Here is a 22113-nt window from a genome sequence, read left to right on the forward strand (position 1 = left end):
TTTAGATAGTTTCTGCAAAATCGACATAAAATTTCACCGATTCTGGGTTACGCATAGCGTCTATATTTATAGACTTTTCAATAGGCATTTTAAGTAATATTTTCTTGATAGGAGCTTCCATTTTTTTTCCACTAATGGTATAAGGAATATCGGGAGCTTCGATAATAACATCTGGAACATGGCGTGGTGAATAATCACTTTTTAATTGATGGTTTATGGCTTTTTTAATAGCCTCGGTTAGTACAATACCTGGTTTTAGTTTTACAAAAAGGGGCATATAGTGTTTGCCACCTTCTAATTCTAAATTTATTATAAGAGAATCTTCAACAGTATTAATTTTATTTACAGCGCTGTATATTTCGCTGGTTCCAATTCTTATACCATGTCGGTTTAAAGTAGCATCAGAGCGTCCGTAAATGACAAGTCCTTTGGTCTTGGAATTTATTTTTATAAAATCGCCGTGACGCCATTTCCCAGGATAGTCTTCAAAATAGCTTGAGAGGTATCTAGCATTATCTTTATCGTTCCAGAAATAAATAGGCATGGATGGCATGGGTTTATCTATTACCATTTCTCCTAAATCATTTTCAATGGGGTTTCCAAGCTCATCTAAAGCAAATAGCGACACTCCTAAGGCTCTACATTGTATTTCACCAGAATATACATTATTAAATGGAGAGCCACCAACAAAGGCGGTACAAACATCGGTTCCTCCAGCCATAGAACATAACCAAACATCATTTTTAATGTTATCGTAAACATAATTGAAGGCTTCGGCAGGCAAGGGTGCTCCTGTTGAACTTATGGATCTTATTGAAGATAGATTGTGTTTACTTTTTATATCAACATGTTTTTTCATATTGGCAACAAGAAACGGTGCGCTTGTTCCAAAATGTTGAATATTAAAATCGTCTGAAAACTTCCAAAGGGAATCAAAATTCGGGTGTGTAGGACTGCCGTCATATAAAACAATAGAAGCGCCCATTAATAAGGCAGATTGTAAAAAGTTCCACATCATCCAGCCTGTGGTAGTGAACCAAAAATAACACTCACCGGCATGTACATCATTATGAAATGCCATGTACTTGTAGTGTTCTAATAAAATGCCGCCATGCGAATGCACAATAGCTTTAGGAAGTCCAGTAGTCCCCGAGGAATACAAGACCCAAATAGGATGATTAAAATCAACAGGTTGAAATTCTAAAGTACCTTTATAATTGTTAAAAATGGTTTCAATATTTTCATACGTATCAGGGAAACTTTCTAGGGCATTTTTATCTAAATAGGGCAGTACAATAACCTTTTCTAAAGTTGGTAAAGCGGCTACTATATCGTTGACCGTTTCGGTTTTACTATAGGGTTTTTCGTTATAGCTATAACCGTCTACAGCAAAAAGCACTTTAGGTTCGATTTGAGCAAATCGGTTAACTACGCTTTCTGTTCCAAAATCGGGAGATGTACTGGACCAAATCGCACCTAAGGCGTTAACTGCTAAAAATGCTATGGTCGTTTCGGGAACATTTGGCATAAATGCAACTACACGGTCTCCTTTTTTTATGCCTAGCAATTTTAGATAGCTTATCATTGAGGCCACTTTAGTCTCTAAAACTTGCCAAGATAGTTCTTGCCTATTACCTAATTCACTATTGAAAAAAATAGCTGTTTCGTTGGGTTTGGATTGCTTGAATATATGTTCTGCATAATTAAGAGTAGCGCCTTCAAACCATTTGCAGTTTGGCATAACTTGAGAGGACAAAATATTGCTATACGATGAATAAGATGTAATCTTAAAATAGTCCCATATGCTTTCCCAAAAGGTCTCGACATTAGCTACAGACCATTGCCATAATTCATGATAGGAGTAGAATGACAAATCCAGATTACTTTGTAGCCAATTGCAATACGACTGTAATTGGCTATTATCTTTAAATTGATCGGTTGGTTCCCAAAGCTTATTCATAAAAATATAATATCGACTTACTCAAAGATAAATATTTTAAATGGGGTATTTAATTAAGTCCAAAATTTAAGTTTTAGATAAAATGAAGTTTAAAACCTACAAAACAAAAAAATATTGTGCATTTCATCGAAAAAAAATGTTTTTTGACTTGTTTTTTGAAATAAAATTAGATATTAGCTATCCCAAATCAACCAAACCAAAATAGTTTTTTTGTTCCAAATCAACCATGAACTTAACCTACAAAATTATGGAACCAAATCTACCTGAACTGCCTACAGTTGAGACAAGCTCAATTGAAAAGGCTTCGTTTAAGGAAAGTAAGTTTCGGGAAACTTTAGATGAAAATTTACAGTTTTTTAGAGGCTTATTTTACTTGACAAAAAAAATATTCATGCTATAGCCCTTTGGGTATAGCATGAATTAATTTTTTTGTGTATTCTTTTTGCGGGTTATTATAGATAACATCTGCATCATCCAATTCTTCAATTTTACCTTGATTCATAACTAGTAATTGATCAGACATATATTTTACTACGGCCAAATCGTGGGAAATAAAAATATAAGTGAATCCAAAATCTTCTTTTAGTTCGTTCAATAGATTGAGTACCTGAGCTTGAACGGAAATGTCTAATGCCGAAACAGATTCATCGCAAACAATTAGTTTAGGTTGTAAAGCAATGGTTCGCGCAATACCAATGCGTTGTCTTTGTCCGCCGGAAAACTCATGTGGATACCGATTAAAATAATCTTCAGTTAATCCAACGCGGTTAAGTATTTCAATGACTTTTTCCTTTCGTTCTCTTTCCGAATTGAAAAGATCATGAACACGCATGGGTTCTAAAATAGCCTCCCCAACAGGAATTCTTGGATTTAATGACGAGTATGGGTCTTGAAAAATGATTTGAATATCCTTCCGTAATTTTTTAATCGCGGACTTGGAGAGTTTGGTAATATCAACCCCGTTGTAAATAATTGATCCAGCCGTGGCTTTATCAAGTTGTAAAATGGCGTTTCCAAGGGTAGATTTTCCACAACCAGACTCACCAACTAATCCCAAGGTTTCACCTTCATAGAGTTTAAAACTCACGTTGTTTACTGCATTGAATTCTTTCGGTTTTGAAAACCATCCCGATTTACTAAAGTATGTTTTTTCAACATTAATGACCTCAAGTAGTGGAGTTTTTCCATAAATTTTTTCATGCTGATTTTTTCGTTGTTCAGCAGTTATTATTTCATCTGAAATAGCATCTTCTAAATAATCCTGAATAGTTGGTAATACTTTCAGTCTTGTATCTAATGATGGACGTGAATTAATAAGTGCTTTAGTGTAATTATGTTGAGGATTATTGAAAATATCCGCAGCATGACCTTCTTCAACAATATTACCTTTGTACATAACCAATACCCTATCGGCTATTTCAGAAATGAGTGCTAGATCATGGGTGATGAAAATCACGCTCATTTTAGTTTCCTCTTGAAGTGTTTTAAGTAATTTAATAATCTCTTTCTGAACAGTAACGTCTAGTGCTGTGGTAGGCTCGTCCGCAATTAAAATATCGGGTTTACAGGCAATAGCCATGGCAATCATAACCCGTTGTTTTTGTCCGCCGGAAATTTCGTGAGGGTAAGATTTAAACACCCGATTAGGTTCAGGGAGTTTTACTTTTTCAAATAGCGAAATAACTTCTGTTTTGCTTTCGGCTTTAGATAAGTTTGTGTGCTGAAAAAGTATTTCTTGAACTTGCTTTCCGCAGGTCATTGAAGGGTTCAAAGAACTCATAGGTTCCTGAAAAATCATAGCTATTTTGTTACCCCGAATACTTTGAAATGCTTTAGGAGATAGTTGAGTTAAATCCTCCTGATTATAAAAGATACTACCAGAAGTGATTTTAGAAATGTTTTTAGGGAGTAACCCTAAAACAGATAATGACGATACCGATTTACCAGAACCAGATTCACCAACAATACCTAAAATTTCGTTTTCAAAAAGATTATAGGAAATATTATGAATCACTTCGTTATTTCCAAACGAAATGGCAAGGTCTTTAATTGATAGTATGGGTTCTTTTTGCATTGATAGTTTTAATTAGGGTGGTTCTTGTCAGGTCGAGCGGAGTCGAGACCTTTATTTTTGTAGTGCGAATCATTTTTACACTCCGAGAGTGTGGGTAACAAGTCAAAATCACCCTTAATTAGAGCTTTCTTTTTGGCTTTACTCCATTTCTTTATTTTTTTCTCAAAAACTATGGCCTGATTTGGGTCAAAAAAATCTTGATTCCAAACTAATTTTATTGGTCTTCTTTTGAAGGTATAAGAATTGGGGTCAAATCCAGCTTTATGTTGAACTAAGCGTTTTTCTAAATTTGATGTAATACCTGTATAAAAGGTATTATCGTTACATTTTAGTATATACACGTAATATTTTTTCAATATAATTTTTTGGTTCTCGACTCCGCTCGAACTGACATTCATAGTTATATATGAATAATTTCATCGTCATTTAATATTTCCTCCCCTTGAAATCTTAAGAAGATTTGAGCTACGGCAATCGTATCTTTTTCACAATACTGGATAATTCTGTCAATATTGTTTTCTTTGTAAAACACACCATAAACTTCGCTGCCGTCAATATCATCTTTAGGAGAAGGAATTCCCAGAACATTGGTTAATAGTTTCAAGGATGTATAGGTTTTATAATCACCAAATTTCCATAATTCTAAAGTATCCAAATGTGGCACTTCCCATGGTTTTTTGCCAAAAAGGTTTAGCTTGTAAGGTAACTCAATGTTGTTAATAATCATGCGGCGTGCAATGTATGGAAAGTCGAATTCTTTTCCGTTATGAGCACAAAGTAAATGTTTATTCTGGCTAAAGTGTGTTATCAAGAGATTTTTGAAATCTTTTAAAATAGTTACCTCGTCTCCATAAAAGGAGGTTACCCTGAACTTTCTTAAATCACCTTGCATATTAAAATACCCTACCGAAATACAAACTATTTTACCAAATTCGGCCCAAATGCCAGCACGTTGGTAAAACTCTTCGGCGGTATAATCCTCTTTCCTTTGGTATTTAGATTTACTTTCCCAGAGGGCCTGCTTGTCTTCATCTAAATCAGAGAAATATTGATGTTCTGGAACGGTTTCAATATCTAAGAATAGTATGTTTTCAAGGTTTATTTTAGAAATCATTCACCAAGCATTTTATAGGCTTCAAAAATATAAGTATCAATATCTGAAGTGTAGTGTCCTACTTTAGTATTATCTCCTTTAGAGTGCCCTAAGCGTACAATAATCACATTATCGTTAGGCTCCACAATCACGTATTGCCCTAAATGTCCTCGCATCATAAAGAAGTTTTTGTCTTCAATAGATTTTAGCCACCACCCGTAGCCATAAACATCGCCATCTGGATATACGGGCTTTAATGACTTAGCAACAAAAGCAGAATCTAGAATTTGCTTACCATTCCATTTACCGTGGTCTTTATAAAGTTTTCCAAAACGGGCAAAATCTTTGGCGTTACTGGCAATACAGCAATAGGCTTTTACCAAATCATGTGCTTCACTATCTACTTGCCAGAGAGTTGGGTTTTCGCAGCCCAGTGGTTTCCAGAAGCTCTCTGTTAGATAATCATAGAGTTTTTTTCCTGTAGCTTTTTCAATAACCATAGCTAACATTTGTGTATCGCCACTGGAGTACTTGAAACTTTTTCCGGGTTCTTTTTCCATTTTTAAGCCCAACATCACTTTCTCTAGGTCATCGTCAAAATAGGCTCTGGTAACGATAGATAAAGGTGAATAGTAACGCTCGTCCCAAGTGGTTCCGGAGGCCATACTAGATAAATGACCAATGGTCATTTTAGCTGCTAAACCTTCATTAAATGTTGGAAGAAAATCGCCCACAGGTTGATCTAAACTTTTAATGTAGCCTTCTTCAATAGCTTTGCCCATAAGTCCTGAAACATAACTTTTGGCCATAGAGAAGGAGTTAGACTGTGAATCTTCATTAAAACCATCATAGTAATTCTCGAACCAAATACTATCGTTTTTTATAATAACGTATGCAATGGTGCCATTGGCTTCATTTATAGCTTTTAGGCCTTTAGTTTCTTCAACAGTATTATAATCTTTGTGGTTGGGCCAAGGTTGTGGTGTCCCATTTTCTATGGCTTGACTGTCGAATTTTTTATAATCCTCTAAATACGCTGTAGTATGGCCTGTTAGATAAATGGTTCTAACTGCTTTTAGGAGATAATCGGTATCTGTTATGTAAAGTACCAAAACCAATACCCCAAAAAGAATAGCAATCCATTTTATAATTTTTTTCAAGAATTTCATAGACTAGGTTTTGTGTGGAAACTAAAGATAAGAAAATTCTATACTATTGAAAACACTAAAAAAGAGACATTTGTTTAAACGGACTTTCGTGATTAAGAAGCCATTGTTTTCGGTGTAATCCACCGGCATAGCCAGTTAGGCTGCCGTCTGAACCTATAATTCTGTGGCAGGGTATAACAATCCATATCGGGTTTTTCCCGTTGGCATTTGCCACGGCCCTTATGGCCTTGGAATCTCCCAGCGCTTTTGAAAGTTCTAAATACGAACATGTTTTGCCGTAAGGGATTTGTTCAAGATATTCCCAAACTTTTTTTTGAAAATCGGTTCCTTGAGGATTTAGTTTTAAGCTGAATTGTTTTCGGGAACCGTCAAAATATTCCTTGAGTTGAATCGCACAGTCTTCAAGAACTTCAGGAATTATATCGGTGACTTTTTCTTCGGTATTTAAAATGGATATAGAAGTGATACCATCAACATCGCCAACAATTTTAGCATATCCCAAAGGCGTGTAGATGATACAAGTTTCCATTAGTCCTAGTCTTCAAGAATTCCTAATTTTTTAGCTCTAGCTTCCCAATTTTTACGTGCTTGTACTTGCAGATCCGATACATTATCACTTTCATCCATAATTTCCAGGCCTAGAAGGGTTTCAATAACGTCTTCCATGGTAACAAGACCGCTAACAGAACCATATTCATCAACCACAAGAGCCATGTGATTTCTGCTTTCAACAAGTTTTTCAAACAGCGTAGGTATAGGCAAATTTCTACTTACAACAATAATATCGCGTTTTAAATCTGCTAGTTTTTTTGTTCCTTTTTTCAAAGCCATTTCCTTGAAAATTTCATCTTTAAGTACAAGGCCTGATATATTGTCGGCGTTTTCGGAGTATACAGGGATTCGTGAAAACCGTAAGTTTAGGTTTTTTTTAAAGAACTCTTCTACGGTAGAGGTTTCATTTTCCGTTTTCATGACCGTTCTTGGTGTCATAACGTCTTTTGCCTTCACTTCTTTAAACGTTAGGAGGTTTTTAATAACCTTACTTTCAGATTCTTGAAACACACCTTCCTCTTGGGCTATATCTGTCATGGCCATGAATCCCTCTCTACTTAGAACACTGCCGTGTCCTTTACCTCCAACAAGTTTTGTGGTTAATTGCAGTAACCAAAGCATACCTGTCCATTTTAAAGGAAAAATAAGCACATTTAAGGCTTTTGCTGTAAAGTTTGAGAGTCCTTTCCAGTAAGTAGCTCCAATGGTTTTTGGGATAATTTCGGAGGCAATTAAAATTAAAATGGTCATGATTGTAGACACTACGCCCACCATCACATCTTCGGTATACTTTATCCCAAGAATGGTTTTCGTTTCAGAACCATACATTTCTGCGTAAGCTACTTTTGCTTGCACTCCCACTAAAATGGCACCAACTGTATGCGCAATTGTGTTTAAGGTTAGAATTGCAATTAAAGGTCGGTCTACATCTTTTTTAAGAGCCTCGAGTTCTAAGGCATAGGCTTTACCTTCCTTCTTTTTTACATTAATAAAGGTTGGGGTTACACTCAATAAAACGGCTTCGAGAATGGAACATAAAAATGAAAAGAATATGGAAATAATGCCGTAGAATATAAGTAAGGCCATGGATAAGTTTTAGTTTCGGGCTAATTTACAAAAGTTAATTAATACTAAATATTTCTAAAGGAGGTAGATTTTCTTTATTTTTAAAGAAAGAAAACACGTATAAGAATGAAGAGATTTGTTGTCTGTTATTGTATCAAAATCTTTTTTCTATTCGTTTATGTTTATGGATTTGCTCAAACTAACGAGCCAATAGATAGCCTTAGAAAAGGTGTTTTCGCAGAAAAGATATACCTACAGTTAAGCAGTACTATATTTACCAACAATGAGACGGTATGGTTAAAAGCTATCGTAACCAATTCTTTAGAACATAAACCCTCTAAACTAAGTCGTATCCTGTATGTGGAGTTAATTGATTTCGATGAGCAGGTTATAGACAAAAAGATGTTAAAACTTGATGATGGCATTGCACATACTTCAATTCAATTAGAAGAAGATTATCCACCAGGGCGATACTTGGTTCGGGCATATACCGAATGGAATAAAAACTTTGGGCAAAATTTCATAACCAATCGCTACATCGATGTTTTTGCATTTAATCAGGTTGGAGTAAAGAAAGAAGCTATAAGGAATATAACATTATCTGAAATTGAAAAAGACAGGTTTGAACTATCAGCCCAGGTTTTCCCCAAAACTATAAATCCAGAATATAAAGGGAGGATACGTTTAGGATTGGACATGGGTCTTGAGAAAGACACTATTATTTTAAACAAAAATGAATCTGGTTTATACCAATTTAACTATGTATTACCTGCTAATGTTGTTAAGGCTAAACTAGAACTTAAACTAGATTCGGCTAAAGTCAAAAATTTTGGCCGAGAGTTTTTGAATACTCAAAGTCAAACCGTAATTGTCGATGAAGACTATTTGGATTTTCAGTGCTTCCCAGAAGGGGGAAGTCTCGTATCTGGGTTAACGTCTAAAGTTGGTTTTAAAGCATTGAATGCTCACAACAAAGGAAAAGCGGTAAAAGGCTATATAGTAGATAATTTGGATAACAAGATAGTGCCTTTTGTAAGTAATAATTTGGGTATGGGCTCCTTTAGATTGCTTCCAGAAAAAGATAAATTATACTTTGCCCAGATAAAAGGAGATAATGGTGAGGTGTACAAGTATCCAATGCCCGATGTGAAAAAAGTTGGAAGTGTACTCTCTTTAAAAACCTATGAAAAGTATGTCCATCTAAAGGTTAAAACCAATCACGCTTTTCAAGATAGTCTAAAAATTAAGCTAACCTCTAGGGGTAAGACCTATCATGAATTAAGTTTAAAGTTTAAACCAGACAAGACTAATGTTATTTTTGAAAAAGAAATGTTACCTCAAGGTATTGTAATAATAACAGTTTACAATATGAGGAACCAGCCTATTTTGGAACGGTTATATTTTAACCATAAGGAAGACAACTTACTTGATATTAGTGCAGAAACCAATTTAGAATCTTATAGTAAAAGAGATAAAGCAACTATTAATTTGAAAATAAAAGATTACCCTTTCCAAAACAAACCTTCAAATTTATCGGTATTAGTTTTTGATAAAGAAACTCTAGGTGAGTTGCCTCAATATAGGCCCAACATTTATTCGTATTTTTTTCTGACTTCCGAACTAAAGGGAAAAATTGAAAATGCAGCAAGCTATTTTAATCCGAACAACGATTCAAGATATAGAAATATGGATGCGTTAATGCTTACGCAAGGGTGGCGAAATTATAAATATAAACTTCTAGATTCTTTTGTGGTGAAGCATCAGCCAGAAAAGGAAATGCATATTTCTGGAAAACTTCGTGGGTATATAAATATAGACAAGAAACCACGAAAGCCTGTTGACTTAACACTTGTTGCTAAGGGAAAACCTTCAAGAATTTTTCAACAAAAGATTGATACCACGGGAAACTTTAGTTTTCCTCTAGGCGATATTTATGGCGACCCAATAGAGTTGTTGGTACAAACTACTAGCAGTAAAAACGGTAGGTTAAAGGATTTTACCTTTGTTCTTAATGAGAAAAAAGCCCCATTGATTAGTTTTAAAAGAGAAGAGAAAATTCAATTCCCAGACAGTATAAACTTTTATGTTGAGAAAAGTTTAGAGAGAAGAGAAACAGAAGACGATTTTAAAATCTCAAGCAATACGATTGCTTTGGATGTTGTGAATATTAGCGGTTATAAAATGACGCCAGAACGCGAAGAAATGATAAAATTACAAGGTCCGCCGGATATTGTAATCGAAAATGACGAACTACAACAGAAAGTTGAAAAGTGGGATTTTGGGTTATATAGTGTTCTTTTGTATAAATTTCCGGATGATATTAGGATACGAGAAGGGGGAGACGGGGTTTTATATGCGATTTCACATAATGCAGATTTTACATTTGTAATAGTTGATGGTGTACCTGTTAAAATTCAAGATTATAGGTTTTTAGAGACATTACCAACCAAGCAAATAAAAAGTATTGAAATAGTAAAGAGGCCTAAAAATGACAGACAGTATGAGATAGAAGTTTTCGGTAGATTATATGCACTCAAGCCTGATACAATAATTTCTTTCATAAATATTTATACCTATGCAGGCGAGGGACTTTTTTCTGTACAGCATGATACAGGTATAACGAGAACAAGAATACCTGGGTTTACCCCAATAAGGGAGTTTTATGCACCTAAATATGATGATTTGAAAGATGAAGATTGGGATATACCAGATCTACGTTCGGTTATTCATTGGGAGCCTTCTATAACAACTAACGAAAGGGGTGAGGCTCAAATTAATTTTTATAATGCAGATAACACAGGCGATATGCTGGTAGTAGTAGAGAGTATATCACCAGATGGAAGCATTGGCTATTTTGAAACATCTTATACCGTAGAAGAAAACCATGAGAAGTAATAAAATGAAATCCTCCTATTTTACACTGGTGGCATGTGTTTGCCTATTCCTTTTTTTTGGGCCATTAACCGGAGCTCAAGAAGCTAAGAGTACAACAAAAGCTTCTAAATCATCATTTTCCGAGAAGATATACCTTCAGCTTAGTAATACTATTTTCGCTACCGGAGAAACCATTTGGTTTAAGGCTATTGTTACCAATGCTTTAAATGCTCCGTCGAAATTAAGTGGTATTTTGCATGTAGAGCTTATCGATTTCGATGAGAACGTTGTAACCACAAAAAAGCTCAAGTTAGAAAATGGACTGGCCGATAGTTTTTTCGACTTAGGCGATAACCTTTCTCCGGGCCGTTATTTGTTAAGGGCCTATACGAGATGGAACAGTAATTTTGAGTCGGATTTTGTTTTTAAACAATATATCGATGTATTCAAGTTAAATCTTAAAAGAAAGCAAGACGTTGTTTCAGATGTAGCGTTAACTGAGACAGGAACGAATGAATTAAAAATAACTGCAAAAATACACCCAGAAACACTAAAACGAGATTACAAAAAGGACTTAAGAATATACCTTGCCTCAGAAGAATTACAGGATTCCATCGAGGTAAAACCTGTTAATGGACAATATGCAATTGAGTACGTAGTTCCTAAAGACCTATTTAAGCTAGAGCTTAGGGTAAAGTTAGAGGATACCAAATTAAAAAACCGAAAGCGTAAGGTAGAAAGTACCTATTCTAAAACTATTGTACTCAATAATAACTTTTTAGACCTGCAATTTTTTCCAGAGGGCGGAAAGATGGTTGATGGTTTTACAAATAAAGTGGCCTACAAATCTATTAATGGTGAAGGTTTAGGAGCTGAAGTTAGCGGTTACATTGTTGATGAAACCGATAGTATAGTCACACCTTTTTCAACCAACAAAATAGGTATGGGGTTTGTGTTCTTTAAGCCCAATAAAAATAAGACCTATTATGGAAAGATAATGGGGGCCGATGAACTAGCTTATAAATACCCTTTGCCAAAAGTGATGGAAACTGGGTATCTTTTGAGTGTAGGAGAAACGAGTGAGTTTATGGGTTTGAGCATAAAGAGCAATATCGAAACCAAAGACAGTCTTTATGTTGAAGTTAAAAGCCGCGGGGTATTAATCCAAAAACATCCTTTTATTTTAGAGAATGGAAAGCATGAAGCCCTAGTAAAGAAAACCGAACTCCCCAATGGTGTTGTTGGCATAACACTTTTTAATAGTTATAACCTACCTGTTTGCGAACGTTTGTTTTTTAATTTTGATGAAAGTAGTTTGCTCTATATAACAGCGAGTACAGATAAGGAGGCTTACACCAAGCGAGATAAAACGGTTTTAGACCTTAGTATTACAAATAAGGACGGTAAATCCGTCCCAGCAAACTTCTCTACTCTGGTCATGGACAAGGATAAATTGTCTGCAAACCGAAATTATCATCCCGATATATTATCGTATTTTTTGTTGCACTCAGAATTAAAGGGTTTTATAGAAACCCCCAGCGTATATTTTGATAAAAAGAATATATATAGAAAACGCGATTTAGATGCGCTTATGCTCACCCAGGGTTGGCGAAATTATGTATTTAATAACAACGACACCAATTTTAGTTTCGATATAAAGCCCGAAGTTGCCATGCAAATCTCAGGACATATACGCTCTGCTTTTAATGAGAAAAAAGCGCCTAAAAAACGCGTAGATTTAACCATGCTCACTTCAGGCAAACCACCAGGTATTTATACGCAAACCGTAGACAGTATCGGGAATTTTGTATTTAACTTAAGAGACCATTACACAGACGAACTCGAAATATTGATACAATCGGCAAATAAAAAAGGAAAGGCGAAAAATTTTGACATAAACATAGATAAACCTTTACCAGCTCCAAAGATTGTTTACGAAAGGGCAGAAGCAGTGGCATTACCAGATACGATTATCTCAGAAATTTTAAAGATTAAAACCGAGGAAAAACGAGTTACAGGTGGTTTTAACCTCTCTGATGATACTGTAGAACTCGATGCGGTAGAACTCACAGGATATAACGTAACTCCAGAGCGTGAAAAAATGTTTAAACTACATGGCGTACCCGATGTGGTAATCGAGAACAAAGAACTGGTTCAGGAGGAAGAAGCATGGATGTCTGGCCTTTATGATCTTCTACGTACTAAGTACCCAGACGATATTTATTTTGAAAATTTTAGTTTTCCGGCAGAGGCCTTTTATCTTTATCCCGACCCTTTATTTACACCTCAAGATACAATTGTTAAGCATATAGAAATACCTAAAATTGCAGAAACACTTATTGCGTTCATAGTTATAGATGGAGAAGTGGTAGAAGGTATAGATTATCCACTTTTACCTTTTTTAGCTGTTGAAAATATAAAGAGTGTTGAAATTTTAAGAAAACCAAAGGGTAATTTAGCCGATTATTATTTTGAGGCATTTCCGCGACATCCATCTGATTCATTAGCCGAAAAATTTGGTTTATTACCTAACGCTGGGATTATTAGTATATACACCTACGGAAGTAATGGAATAGCAGCGCTTTCCCCGCCAAAGGGTATATATAAAGCTACTATTACAGGGCTTTCGGCCAAACGAGAGTTTTATGCCCCTAAATACGAAACTATAAAACCAGAAGATTGGGATATACCAGATTTGCGCCCGGTGATTCATTGGCAACCTTCAATGACTGCCGATAAGAAAGGTGAAGCGCAACTGGAGTTTTATAATGATGACAGCACAGGCGATAAACTTATTCTCATCGAGGCCATTACCCAAGATGGGAAATTGGGTTATTTTGAAACAACCTATACTGTTGAAGAAAATCTGGAAAAGTAAATTTTGATTATTCTGAACTTAAGGAATAAGTAATATACCGGTAAACATATTCTATTTTTTGTTCGGTTAACTTTGGAAAAGACATGCATTCAACATTTCCAAAGACGTTTTCCCTATTCCGTTCTTCGTTTGTTACAAATTTTTGAAAACGCTCTAAAGTGTAATTCTTAAAGTTGTTTTGAAGTAATGGAGGGTCTACATTGCCTTTTAGTTGGTGACAAGAAGCACAATTTATGTTGAAAATTATCTTACCTTCTTGTTGTTCGTCATTTAAAATACGTTCATTTCCACAAATCGGTTGAGGGTCTTTGGTGATATGTATTTCAGTTCTATTAACTCTCCAGACAAGAATTATTATTGTAAATCCTAAAATTACAACCAGTGAGAATATAAACGCAATTTTCTTCAATCTATAATAATTTCACAACGTCTTTTGCAAAATAGGATGCTATAATATCGGCACCAGAACGCTTAAAAGCCATAGTGGTTTCCATCATTATTTGGTCATGGTCTAGCCAACCTTTTTCGGCAGCCGCTTTAATCATGGCATATTCTCCAGAAACTTGGTAAACTGCTACAGGGACATCGACATCGTTTTTTATTTCCCTAACAATATCTAAATAGGAAATTCCAGGTTTTACCATCACGATATCTGCGCCTTCATCTATATCCATTTCGGTTTCACGAACGGCTTCAAACCTATTGGCGTAATCCATTTGATAGGTTTTTTTGTCTTTTGGAATATCTTGAATATCTACAGGAGCAGAATCTAAAGCATCACGGAAAGGTCCATAAAATGCCGAAGCGTATTTAGCCGAATAGCTCATAATGCCAGTATTAGTAAATCCTTCATCTTCTAACGCTTCACGAATAGTTAAAATACGGCCGTCCATCATATCACTTGGCGCAACAAAATCGGCACCAGCTTGCGCGTGAGATATACTCATATCTGCAAGAACTTCTGCAGTTTCGTCATTGATGATTTGTCCGTTTTCAATGATACCATCATGGCCATAAGCCGAATAAGGGTCAAGAGCCACATCGGTCATGACTAACATATCAGGACATGCATTTTTCACGGTTTTAATCGCGCGTTGCATTAATCCGTTTGGGTTTAAGGCCTCTGTGCCTTTATTATCTTTTAAATTATCGGGTACTTTAACAAAAAGCAGCACCGATTTTAATCCGAGTTTCCAAAGCTCTTTTACTTCGTTTTCAAGTAAATCTAAACTATAACGATAGTAGTTGGGCATTGATGGAATTTCATCTTTAACCCCTTTGCCTTCAACCACAAAAAGTGGTACTAAAAAGTCGTTTGGTGTTATTACGGTTTCACGAACCAATGAACGAATAGCTTCGTTAGTTCTTAATCTTCGGTTTCTTCTAAGTGGATACATACTTTGCCCCCTATCCCCCAAAGGGGGGAATACCTATTAGGGGTGAATAGGGTTTAAAAACTTTTTCCCCAAAAATAGAGATAAAAAGTGACTATTATTTTTGTTTTTAAAATTTATGCGAGTAAGAGTTCCCCCTTTTGGGGGTTAGGGGGCTTTTACCCAATCCACTGGATTTTTCAATACTGCTAGTAATTTTTCTTCTTCACTGCCTGCTTCTGGCTGATGATCATAAACCCACTGCACGTGAGGCGGTAAGCTCATTAGGATACTCTCAATACGTCCGTTGGTTTTTAAACCGAACAATGTGCCTTTATCATGTACTAAATTAAATTCTACATAACGACCACGACGGATTTCCTGCCATGTTCTATTGGCTTCTGTGTATAGTAATTCTTTTCGTTTTTCAACAATTGGCACATAAGCATCCAAGAAACTATCACCTACTTCGGTGACGAAATCATACCAGTTTTCCATAGTCATATCATCCGAAGCTTTACAATAATCAAAAAATAAACCGCCAATGCCTCTACCTTCGTTCCTATGTGCGTTATAAAAATACTCATCGCAACGTGCTTTATACTTAAGATAAAATTCTGGATTATGTTTGTCGCAGGCGGTTTTACATACCTCATGAAAGTGTTTGGCATCTTCTTCAAACAGGTAGTATGGTGTTAAATCCTGTCCGCCACCAAACCATTGATCAATAATAGCCCCATCTTCATCATACATTTCAAAATAGCGCCAGTTAGCATGTACTGTTGGCACCATTGGGTTTTTAGGGTGAATGACCAAGCTTAATCCGCAGGCAAAAAAGTCTACATCACCAACGTTAAAGTAAGCTTGCATAGACTTTGGTAGTTTGCCATGAACACCAGAAATATTGACACCGCCTTTTTCGAACACATTGCCATTTTCAATAACGCGCGTTCTTCCGCCTCCACCTTCCAGGCGTTTCCAAATGTCTTCCTGAAACGTAGCCTTACCATCTAGCTCTTCTAGTTTTGAGGTGATTTGATTTTGTAAATTTTGTATGTATTGATAGAACTTGTCTTTCATAATTATTTTACTTCTTTATATAGTTCGTAAAGCTCCATATCTAAAGGGGCTTCTCCTGGCGGCGTATATTCTTTTTCTAATGTTTTTATCCAAGTAAAATTACAATTTTCAGCCACTTTTTTACTGCTTATATTGTCTTTGTGAACAATAATTTGAAGCGTTTTCAACTCAAATTCATTAAAGGCATAATTGGATAAAAAATTGATAGACTTGGTTGTTATACCTTGTCCTTCATTTTCATAATGGATGCAATATGCAAATTCGCCTTGCTTTTTATTCCAATTAATTTCTTTTAGGAAGATCAGTCCAATTATTTTATTGGTGTCTTTAGGTTTAAGGGTAAATAAAAAGAGTTCTTTCTTGTTAAACTGATTTACCTTTTTGTCTACATAAAATTTAGATAAATCTGGATTTAAATTTTGAGCTAAGGTTTTTGGGAAATAACGCCTTAATCGGTCCTCATTGGCATTAACGAAATTGCAGATATTCCAGGCATCTTGTGTATTGATGGGATTGATTTTAAAAGTACTGGAACTAAACAACATGTTGCAGTTTGTTATCTAGGTTTAAGGTTTCCACAGTTTTAACGGATGCCGCTGTAACCGAAAGCGGAAGCACTAAAATAACGCCAATTACTGGAACAAATAAAAGTAGCAAAAACACAATACCGTTTCCAATAGTTACACCTTTATGTTTCCTCACAAATTGAATACTATCTCTATATGTAAAATGACGCTCTAACGTATAATCCATATTACCAAAACCAGCATAATAGGCTTGCATTAAAAATAACAGAATGGTTGAGAAAATGTTGACTATGGGAATGAATTTTAAAATGAGTATTGGAATGGTTAATACCAGTTCCATCATCAGGTTTCTAAGGTTTATTCTAATGCCACGCCACAACTGTTGCATAAACGAAGTGTCTCTATTGGAGTGAGGTTGGGTTCCAGTTAAATGGGCTTCAATTTTTTCTGAAACGGGACTCATAAATGGCGCCGAAAGCGCCATGATAATGTGTTTGAAAAGGATTAGGCCAATGATTAGAACAATTAATCCGCCAATAAATGAGCTAATGGTTGCGAATGTTTCTTTGCCCCAATCCCAAATCCAAATTCTTGAAATAAAACTACCAATATTATCTGAAAGACCATAAGCGGAAGTGAATATGGCAATAGCTGTTATTAAACTAATACCCATAGGTACGGCAAAATACTTCCAAAGTTTTAGTTTAGATATTAAACCAAAGGCTCCGAAGTAGGCTTTAATTCCTGCTGATATTTTTTTAATCATAATGGCCTCTCCCTAACCCTCTCCAAGGAGAGGGAATGGTTTACGTTTAAATTATTAGTTATCCGTAACTTATAAAAAACTTATGAGTTACAGTTTCTCCCCCTTTGGGGAGACCTGCCTGTCGACAGACAGGTTAAGAGGGGCTTTTATATTCTTTTACAGCATCTATAAATGCTTTAGCATTGTCTAAAGGTATGTTTGGCAAAATTCCATGACCTAAATTTACAATGTATTTATCCTTGCCAAAATCGTTAATCATTTGAGTAACCATTTTTTTGATTTCAGCAGGTGGTGATAACAATCTTGAGGGGTCAAAATTACCCTGTAACGTAATGTTTCCACCGGTTAAATAACGGGCATTTCGCGGAGAACAGGTCCAATCTACACCTAATGCCGAAGCATTACTCTTAGCCATATCTCCAAGCGCAAACCAACACCCTTTACCAAAGGCAATTACAGGAGCTTCGTCTTTAAGAGCTTCAATAATCTGATTGATATACTGCCAGGAAAACTCTTGATAATCGTTTGGTGATAACATGCCTCCCCAAGAATCGAATACTTGAACCGCGTTAACACCAGCTTTTACTTTTTCTTTAAGATAAGCAATAGTGGTATCGGTTATTTTTTGAAGCATTTGGTGTGCAGCTATCGGATTCGTAAAACAGAATTCCTTGGCTTTGTCAAACGTTTTACTGCCTTGGCCTTGTACACAATAACAAAGAATGGTCCATGGAGACCCCGCAAAACCAATCAACGGAATGTCATCATTTAATAATTCCTTGGTAGCTTTTATGGCCTGATAAACATAATCCAATTCAACTTTTACGTCTGGAACGATAACATTATCAACGTCTTTTTGAGAGCGAACAGGATTTGGCAGATAAGGCCCAAAATTTGGTTTCATTTGTACCTCAATATTCATGGCTTGCGGAATTACCAAAATATCACTGAATAAAATAGCAGCATCCATACCATATCTGCGGATAGGTTGCACCGTAATTTCACTGGCTAATTCGGGAGTTCGGCATCGTGTAAAAAAGTCGTATTTCTCACGGATGGCCATAAATTCTGGTAAATAACGTCCTGCTTGACGCATCATCCATACTGGCGGGCGGTCAACCGTTTCACCTTTTAGTGCTCTTAAAAATAAATCGTTCTTTATCATAGTTAGCGTTTAGCTTTTGGCTTTTAGCTATTAGCTGAAAAGCGTTAACTGTTTTTAATTTTATTTATTAAACTATTTATCATTTTCGCTTCTTTTTGGACTAAAGTAAAAATAGATTCTAGTTCTTTTTCTTCTATAAATTTTAATTTTTGAGCAATTACTAGTTGGGTTTCCACTTCGAATAAAGAGCCGATTGCTATCTCAAGAAAGCGTTTAAACTCTACTTCACTATTTCTGCTACAACCCTCAGCAATATTCGATGGAACTGAAACAGCCGCTCTTGTAATCTGACTTCTTAAACCAAACTTTTCTTCGGAAGGTAATTTGTCGGATAATTGATATATCTGCGTTACCAGTTCAATTCCGTTCTTCCATATGTCTAGTTTTCTGAAATCTCTCATTTTTTTTGGTGTTTAGCTTTTGGCCTTTGGCTATTAGCTTAATAGGTTTGCTAACAGCTAACAGCTAACAGCTAACAGCTAACAGCTAACAGCTAACAGCTAACAGCTAACAGCTAACAGCTAACAGCTAACAGCTAACAGCTAACAGCTAACAGCTAACAGCTATACATAATGCTCATTCACCAACTCAATAACACTTTCTACCGTTGGCACTTTAGCTATTTTAACTTCCTTAAAATGCTTACGTGCTTCCTTTGCAGTGGTTTCTCCAATGCAAAATGCCACAATGTCTTTATCGTTTTTCTGCTTATAACTTTGAACTGTTGATGGACTGTAAAACATCACACTATTTACAGTATCATCAAGCGCTATGCCGTCAAATTTTGTTTGGTAGGCTTCCACCTCATTTACCTTGATATGATTTTCCTCCAATATGGTAGGTAAATCATCTAATCTTAAATCACTACAGAAGTAGGTAACTTCAGTTCCTTCAATAAATTCAACCAAGTATTCTGCCAAGGCCTTAGCGTTTTTTTCAGAATGGGTAACCTTACCAATTTTATTTTCAACAAGTCGTTTGGTGCGTCTACCAACGCAATAAATATTTTTAAACTGTAATTCTTCCGGAGGAAAGTTCATAAGCAGAGCATCTACTGCATTCTTACTGGTTATGATAACGTTTTGAATTTCTTCTTTTACAACGCGCTTATGAATTCGGTTCGGATTTGTTTTTATGAAATCAGAGCTATCTGCCTTTACTTTTTCATGAAATAACAACCGTTGGTCTTCAGTTAGTGATTTGGTGGAGTAGACATTCGTTTTTTTGCTTTCATTTTTAATATCATCCATTAAACGTTTACCGCCACGTTCAATGATATAGTTAGCGGCATATTCCGCAATATCTTGATGTCTTCCTAATTGCTGAACCCGTTTTATCTCAATCTTTTTAGAACCATCTTTACTTAAAAGCACGCCTTTAAAGGTGATTTCCTCGTCTTTAATCCTTGCTAAAGCGCCAATAGGAGCCGTACAGCCGCCTTCTAGTTTATTTAAAAACTCACGTTCTATAGTGGTACAGATTTCGGTTTCTTCATGATTTAACTGGGCACAAGCCTCTACGGCATAATCATTCTCACCTAAAGCCGCTATCATGATAGCACCTTGAGCAGGTGCAGGCACCATCCAATCAAGGTTTATGGATTCATCTGGTCTAATGCCAATTCTACCAATTCCTGCTGCGGCAAAAATAGCACCATTCCAATCATTATCTTTTAATTTTTGCAAACGGGAATTCACATTACCACGCAAATCTACAACCGTATGGGTTGGATAGCGATTTAACCACATGGCACGTCTTCTTAAACTTCCTGTAGCAATAATAGCTTCCTTTGCGCTTAGAAATTCTTCGTTATTTTTAAAAACAAGCGTATCATTTACATTACCACGTTTTAAAACGGCCACCTGAACAATGCCTTTTGGCAAAATGGTTGGTACATCTTTTAGTGAATGTACGGCGATATCGATGTCGTTATTCAATAAAGCAATATCTAACGTTTTTGTAAATATGCCTGTAATACCAAGCTCGTAGAGGGGTTTGTCTAATACAATATCGCCGGTAGATTTAACCGGGACTAGTTCTGTTTTGTAACCTAAATTTTCAAGTTGTTGCTGAACAGTTTTGGCCTGCCATAGTGCTAATTCACTATCGCGAGTACCAATTTTAATGGTTTTAGACATTTTGGGATCCTTCTAGCTGAAACACTTTTTTAATAAGTTCTAGACTATCGTCTGTAGAACTATTGTCATCTTTTAGGTGATGTGCAAAGTGATTAGTGATTTTCTGAATAATATTTTTACTGATAATGTTGGCTTGCTCTTCGTTAAAGTCGGATAATTTTTTACGTTGTGTATCCAATTCTGCAGTAGCAAAATCAGCAAGTTTATGCTTTAAAGCCTTGATTGTAGGCGCAAATTTCCTGGTTTCCAGCCAAGCATTAAACTCGGCATTCACTTCCGCAATAATATTTTCTGCTTGAGGAATATAGGCTTTGCGTTTTTCTAGAGTTTCATCGGTCATTTGCGATAAATAATCTAAATGAACAAGTGTGACGTTATCTAGGTCGTTTACATTTTCATCTACATTCTTTGGTATAGACAGATCTAAGATAAGTAAAGGTTTTTTAGATTGTATTAGTTGTTTATCTATGGTTGGTCTATGTGCTCCGGTTGCAACAATTAATATATCTGAACTACTAACTTCCTCCTGTAGGTTGGCATAATCTTTAACTATTAAGTTAAATTTTCCAGCTATTCTTTCGGCCTTATCTTTTGTACGATTAATTAAGGTGATGTGCTCGTTTTTGGTATGCTTTACCAAATTTTCACAAGTATTTCTTCCAATTTTACCAGTACCAAACAGCAATATGTTTTTGCTAGAAACATCTTCAATATGTTTTTGTATATATTGAACCGACGCAAAAGACACAGAAGTTGCTCCAGAAGACAGTTCCGTTTCGTTTTTAATACGTTTGCTGGCCTGAATGACTACATTTATTAGGCGCTCCAGGAATGGATTAAGTAAGTTATGCTCTTTGGAAAGGTTGGCGCTTGATTTTAACTGACTGATAATTTCAAAATCACCTAAAATCTGACTATCTAATCCAGAACCAACGCGAAACATGTGGCTTATGGCTTCTTTATTTTTGTAAACGTAGGCTACTTTTTGGAATTCGTCAACTGTACCTTCGGTATTATCGCAAAGTAATTTTATGAGTTGAAATGGATGCTCTGCAAAGCCATAAATTTCAGTTCGGTTACACGTAGAGGTAACTATCAAACTTTCAATATGACTTTCTTTGGCCTGTTCGAGCAAAAGAGTTCTAGAATCATCACTTAAACTAAAGTGACCTCTTATTTTCGCATCGGCTTTTTTGTAGCTTAAACCAATGGCATAAAAGTTTTTACTTCTAGAAATATTGTATGTGTGCATAATGTTACCTGACTGTGCAGAGCAAAAATAGAACCATCGCTAAAAAAAAAATAACGCTCAAAGAACTTTTAGTATCGTTTTAAGTTTTTTAACCACTTTTCATGTTAAAATATGATAAATGTCATATTTTTGTAGTGAAATAGGCAG

General features: G+C 35.7%; 18 protein-coding genes. 2 read left to right on the forward strand and 16 right to left on the reverse strand.

Features of this window, described 5'->3' with window-relative positions; all coding sequences use genetic code 11:
- Nucleotide 1 precedes the first annotated feature (1 nt).
- The 7 genes from M0214_RS06500 to M0214_RS06530 all read right to left on the reverse strand — a co-directional run bounded on the left by M0214_RS06500 (nucleotide 2) and on the right by M0214_RS06530 (nucleotide 7934).
- A complete protein-coding gene (locus tag M0214_RS06500) occupies nucleotides 2-1960 on the reverse strand; it encodes an acetoacetate--CoA ligase (RefSeq protein ID WP_248724656.1) in 1959 nt (652 codons plus the stop codon).
- 394 nt (nucleotides 1961-2354) lie between these two features.
- Entirely contained in the window at nucleotides 2355-4034 is a 1680-nt protein-coding gene (locus M0214_RS06505) for an ABC transporter ATP-binding protein (RefSeq protein WP_248724657.1), read from the reverse strand.
- Nucleotides 4035-4042: 8 nt separating this feature from the next.
- Entirely contained in the window at nucleotides 4043-4390 is a 348-nt protein-coding gene (locus M0214_RS06510) for a GIY-YIG nuclease family protein (RefSeq protein ID WP_248724658.1), read from the reverse strand.
- Nucleotides 4391-4434: 44 nt separating this feature from the next.
- Nucleotides 4435-5148, reverse strand: a complete 714-nt coding sequence (locus M0214_RS06515) for a 3'-5' exonuclease (RefSeq protein WP_248724659.1) — start codon at nucleotides 5146-5148, stop codon at nucleotides 4435-4437.
- Nucleotides 5145-6296 (reverse strand): serine hydrolase, encoded by a 1152-nt coding sequence (locus M0214_RS06520; RefSeq protein WP_248724660.1) that lies wholly within the window; start codon nucleotides 6294-6296, stop codon nucleotides 5145-5147. The genes M0214_RS06515 and M0214_RS06520 overlap by 4 nt, the downstream gene beginning before the upstream one ends.
- Nucleotides 6297-6351: 55 nt before the next feature.
- A complete protein-coding gene (locus tag M0214_RS06525) occupies nucleotides 6352-6825 on the reverse strand; it encodes a methylated-DNA--[protein]-cysteine S-methyltransferase (protein WP_248724661.1) in 474 nt (157 codons plus the stop codon).
- A gap of 5 nt (nucleotides 6826-6830) precedes the next feature.
- Nucleotides 6831-7934: a CNNM domain-containing protein gene (locus tag M0214_RS06530; protein ID WP_248724662.1), complete on the reverse strand. Its 1104-nt coding sequence runs from the start codon at nucleotides 7932-7934 to the stop codon at nucleotides 6831-6833.
- A 105-nt stretch (nucleotides 7935-8039) separates the two neighbouring features.
- On the opposite strand from M0214_RS06530, the gene M0214_RS06535 reads away from it, so the two are divergent.
- Together M0214_RS06535 and M0214_RS06540 are read left to right on the forward strand one after the other, a co-directional pair.
- The gene (locus tag M0214_RS06535) at nucleotides 8040-10808 is read left to right on the forward strand and encodes a hypothetical protein (RefSeq protein ID WP_248724663.1); all 2769 of its coding nucleotides are present in this window, start codon (nucleotides 8040-8042) and stop codon (nucleotides 10806-10808) included.
- Nucleotides 10798-13665 (forward strand): hypothetical protein, encoded by a 2868-nt coding sequence (locus tag M0214_RS06540; RefSeq protein ID WP_248724664.1) that lies wholly within the window; start codon nucleotides 10798-10800, stop codon nucleotides 13663-13665. The genes M0214_RS06535 and M0214_RS06540 overlap by 11 nt, the downstream gene beginning before the upstream one ends.
- Before the next feature lie 7 nt (nucleotides 13666-13672).
- Here M0214_RS06540 and M0214_RS06545 read toward each other — a convergent pair whose 3' ends face one another.
- The 9 genes from M0214_RS06545 to hemA all read right to left on the reverse strand — a co-directional run bounded on the left by M0214_RS06545 (nucleotide 13673) and on the right by hemA (nucleotide 21966).
- On the reverse strand, nucleotides 13673-14074 hold the full coding sequence (locus tag M0214_RS06545; protein WP_248724665.1) for a c-type cytochrome: 402 nt from the start codon (nucleotides 14072-14074) through the stop codon (nucleotides 13673-13675).
- 1 nt (nucleotide 14075) lies between these two features.
- Nucleotides 14076-15062, reverse strand: a complete 987-nt coding sequence (gene hemB, locus M0214_RS06550) for a porphobilinogen synthase (RefSeq protein ID WP_248724666.1) — start codon at nucleotides 15060-15062, stop codon at nucleotides 14076-14078.
- 144 nt (nucleotides 15063-15206) lie between these two features.
- On the reverse strand, nucleotides 15207-16118 hold the full coding sequence (gene hemF / locus M0214_RS06555; protein ID WP_248724667.1) for an oxygen-dependent coproporphyrinogen oxidase: 912 nt from the start codon (nucleotides 16116-16118) through the stop codon (nucleotides 15207-15209).
- A 2-nt stretch (nucleotides 16119-16120) separates the two neighbouring features.
- A complete protein-coding gene (locus tag M0214_RS06560; RefSeq protein ID WP_248724668.1) occupies nucleotides 16121-16663 on the reverse strand; it encodes a GNAT family N-acetyltransferase in 543 nt (180 codons plus the stop codon).
- A complete protein-coding gene (locus M0214_RS06565; protein WP_248724669.1) occupies nucleotides 16653-17411 on the reverse strand; it encodes an EI24 domain-containing protein in 759 nt (252 codons plus the stop codon). Before M0214_RS06565 ends, M0214_RS06560 begins: the two co-directional genes overlap by 11 nt.
- A 133-nt stretch (nucleotides 17412-17544) precedes the next feature.
- On the reverse strand, nucleotides 17545-18576 hold the full coding sequence (gene hemE, locus M0214_RS06570) for a uroporphyrinogen decarboxylase (protein ID WP_248724670.1): 1032 nt from the start codon (nucleotides 18574-18576) through the stop codon (nucleotides 17545-17547).
- Nucleotides 18577-18620: 44 nt separating this feature from the next.
- The gene (locus tag M0214_RS06575; RefSeq protein ID WP_248724671.1) at nucleotides 18621-18977 is read right to left on the reverse strand and encodes a four helix bundle protein; all 357 of its coding nucleotides are present in this window, start codon (nucleotides 18975-18977) and stop codon (nucleotides 18621-18623) included.
- Nucleotides 18978-19139: 162 nt separating this feature from the next.
- Nucleotides 19140-20714 carry a hydroxymethylbilane synthase gene (gene hemC, locus M0214_RS06580; RefSeq protein WP_248724672.1) on the reverse strand — a complete coding sequence of 525 codons (1575 nt, stop codon included), beginning with the start codon at nucleotides 20712-20714 and terminating at the stop codon, nucleotides 19140-19142.
- Nucleotides 20707-21966 (reverse strand): glutamyl-tRNA reductase, encoded by a 1260-nt coding sequence (gene hemA / locus M0214_RS06585; protein WP_248724673.1) that lies wholly within the window; start codon nucleotides 21964-21966, stop codon nucleotides 20707-20709. Before hemA ends, hemC begins: the two co-directional genes overlap by 8 nt.
- Between the last annotated feature and the right edge of the window lie 147 nt (nucleotides 21967-22113).

This window comes from Seonamhaeicola sp. ML3 (genome assembly GCF_023273855.1).
Taxonomy (GTDB): Bacteria; Bacteroidota; Bacteroidia; order Flavobacteriales; family Flavobacteriaceae; genus Seonamhaeicola.